Here is a 2,772-nt window from a genome sequence, read left to right on the forward strand (position 1 = left end):
AAGCAAATCCTTACTGACGTTGATTGCAGGAGGCAGAGTAATGAACTGGTTTAAAACAATGGATATTAGGGCGGTGGCGACAGCAAGTAAGGCATAAAGTGACGTGCGAACCCACAGTTTGCGCGTCATTTGCTTCAGTAACCATTGCCATTTTGACCCAGTCATTCGTATGCTCCTATTCAGTTCTTACTTGAAAGTAGATAGAAAATTCAGAAAGTTATTCTTGCTTAAGCATAGGTTAAATCTTCCTCGTTCTACTTGGTATTTCATGCATCATGAGAGTAAGAAAGTCGCTTGCTTCAAAGAATGCTGTTCTTGAGGTGTGAATTACCAAGATTCTGTTACCTTAATTGATAGATGCATTAAAAGTATGTGATTGATAAGAGGTAGCCATGATTGTAATTACAGGTGCAAGTAGCGGTTTAGGGGCAGAGCTGACAAAGCGTTATGATGCGGAAGGCAAAGAGACGTATGTAATAGGAAGAAACACAGAAAAACTATCCGCACTAGCAAAACAACTCTCTCATAACGTCGGCTATCAAGCTTGCAACCTCTCATTACATCAAGATGTGAAACACCTATTTGATGGGATGAAACAGCCGCCTGAAATGGTCATTCATAGTGCAGGAAGTGGTTATTTTGGCGAACTGGAAGAGCAGGAGCCGGAAGAGATTCAAAAACTGATTGATAATAACCTGAATTCCGCTATTCATGTATTAAGAGAGTTAGTAAAGCGTTACAAAGATCAACCGATAAAAGTGGTCATGGTTATGTCTACTGCTGCGCAACAGCCTAAAGCGCAAGAGTCTACGTATTGTGCTGTGAAGTGGGCTGTCAAAGGATTAATCGAGTCGGTTCGTTTGGAGTTAAAAGGAAAGCCAATGAAAATTATCGCGGTTTATCCTGGTGGAATGGATACGGAATTCTGGAAGACAAGCGGCAACATGATGGACACGAGTCACTTCATGCAAGCGGAAGATGCTGCCGAGATGCTCCATACGGCTTTGTCGAGCATCGGGAATGGTTATGTTTCTGATATTACAGTGAATAGAATTTAAAAAGAGTTGCGTATACTCATTTTCACCTGGAACAGTAGTAGGAAATGGAGTGTACGTTTCTTATCAGTACAGCTTTGTCACACTTTGTGGCGAAATTATCAGCAAACGATAGTTATTTAAGGTATTTCTGCTTGCGCAGGTCAAAAGCTTCCGTATAATGCCAACCATCAAAGGGCAATAGCCCAAAGATGCCGGTGTGGTGAAATTGGTATACACGACGGATTCAAAATCCGTTGCCTTCGGGCGTGGCGGTTCAAGTCCGCCCACCGGTACCATAATTCATATGATAAAGCCTCGACGTAAGTCGGGGCTTTGTTGTATCTAGGGTTTGTGAATTCAAATCCAGCGTGGCGTCAGGAATGCCAGGCCCAGTCACTCCACTCTTTACTGCTTTCCATTTTTACTTTTCTAAAAATAAAAAAGCGCGAGGGATTACCTCGCGCAAGCTACTACATGATAATAGTAGGGAACAGCTTATAGAGCTGTGAACAAGGTGTTCTGTGAGTCAGGTGTCCAATCGGCTTGAGATACGTGTGGCACATTGACGAGATAACGTTTGCCAGAGTACGTCACAACATCTCCCTCTTTATATGAAACATTCACTTCCCAATTTGTTGCCGGATCAGCATTGGTCCAAAGGCTAGAGGTTGGGGAAGGTGCCCAGTCCTTCTGTGCGTTATGGCTGGTCACTGCTTGGTAAACGGTGCCTAAATGTAGGACGTAGTCGCCAGCGTTGTAGCTATGACCAACTTGCCAGTTTGGTGTGTAGTTATCCATCGTATCGAATACATAGCCAGCTTGTTTTGCTAGTCGGATAAATTCCGCTAATTTAGGTAAATTCTTGGTTGCGCCCATTCCTCGCTTACCGTCTTCAAACAAAAACTCATGCGTTAGAATAATGACCTTGTCTGCGTGGAGTGGTGTACCACATGGAAACTCTTGTGCTTTTGAATTGATAGGGTTGATGGTGGTAGGAGCACAGTTGTTCAATGCTGCATCTACGTAACCTAGGAAAGGTTCTGCCTCTGTTAGACTGTTGGCTGGCATTGCTATCCCCCAGTTTTCAGGTGCCCAATCCACATCCCAACCATGTGTTTGATAGCCTTTATTAGCCAGAATGTTTTGTACCGCAATTGAGGCTTTCACACTGTTTGATGGGTCGTTGATATTACAAACGTAGCCTGGTTCCCAAGGTTTAAAGTCATCAGACGTTGCACATAATCCATCTGCTTTGAAGTCTTTAGTCACGCGCCAGCCGTTGGTGTAGGGCAGTCTAGCAAACTCTGTTGCCTTATAATTCGGGTAGCTTGTAATGTTAGGCAGATACTTTTCTAAAACAGATAAGTTTTCTGTAAACATTGAGGCATCGTAAACAGGATCTTGGTACGAGTTAAGCTGGTGGTCGCCGGTAGCATTACATTCTGCTGCGCTATTAGGTCCAAACTCATCAACGCAGTTATGAACCATATGATCGTAACTATGGTTCGCGACAATATGACCAGTGTCTAATGCGAGCTTTAAGGCTTCTAGCGAACGGTCTTCATTCTCATCACCAATTCCATCTAAGTGCCAAGCATTAAAGTAAAACGTCGCTTTGATATCTTCTTGGTTAAGTACTTGAATAACGTCAATAGATGCATTGATTGGTCCATCATCAAACGTTAGATAAATGGTGCCTTTAGAGTCGGTTTGAGCAAATGAGTATTGTGATAGT

The 2,772-nt window shown here is 43.1% G+C and carries 2 protein-coding genes, 1 tRNA gene and 1 pseudogene; 2 read left to right on the forward strand and 2 right to left on the reverse strand.

What is annotated here, in order from left to right; genetic code table 11:
* Positions 1-165: pseudogene (locus CAG69_RS19620) on the reverse strand (DUF2254 domain-containing protein); the annotation flags it as partial.
* Between the two features lie 227 nt (positions 166-392).
* Here CAG69_RS19620 and CAG69_RS19625 point away from each other — a divergent pair.
* Both CAG69_RS19625 and CAG69_RS19630 read left to right on the forward strand, forming a co-directional pair.
* Positions 393-1,058, forward strand: coding sequence for an SDR family NAD(P)-dependent oxidoreductase (locus tag CAG69_RS19625; RefSeq protein WP_161445781.1), 666 nt, complete (start codon positions 393-395; stop codon positions 1,056-1,058).
* Positions 1,059-1,248: 190 nt separating this feature from the next.
* Positions 1,249-1,333, forward strand: a tRNA-Leu gene (locus tag CAG69_RS19630).
* Between the two features lie 199 nt (positions 1,334-1,532).
* Here CAG69_RS19630 and CAG69_RS19635 read toward each other — a convergent pair.
* On the reverse strand, positions 1,533-2,772 hold a 1,240-nt coding region (locus CAG69_RS19635; protein ID WP_161445783.1), incomplete at its 5' end, for a carbohydrate-binding protein.

The sequence above is a fragment of the Vibrio sp. V43_P6S15P86 genome (genome assembly GCF_009904725.1).
Classification (GTDB): Bacteria; Pseudomonadota; Gammaproteobacteria; order Enterobacterales; family Vibrionaceae; genus Vibrio; species Vibrio diabolicus.

Bases quoted from the DNA above. Each gene is read 5' to 3' on its own strand.
- CAG69_RS19625 (WP_161445781.1), top strand. From the start codon at position 393: ATGATTGTAATTACAGGTGCAAGTAGCGGTTTAGGGGCAGAGCTGACA.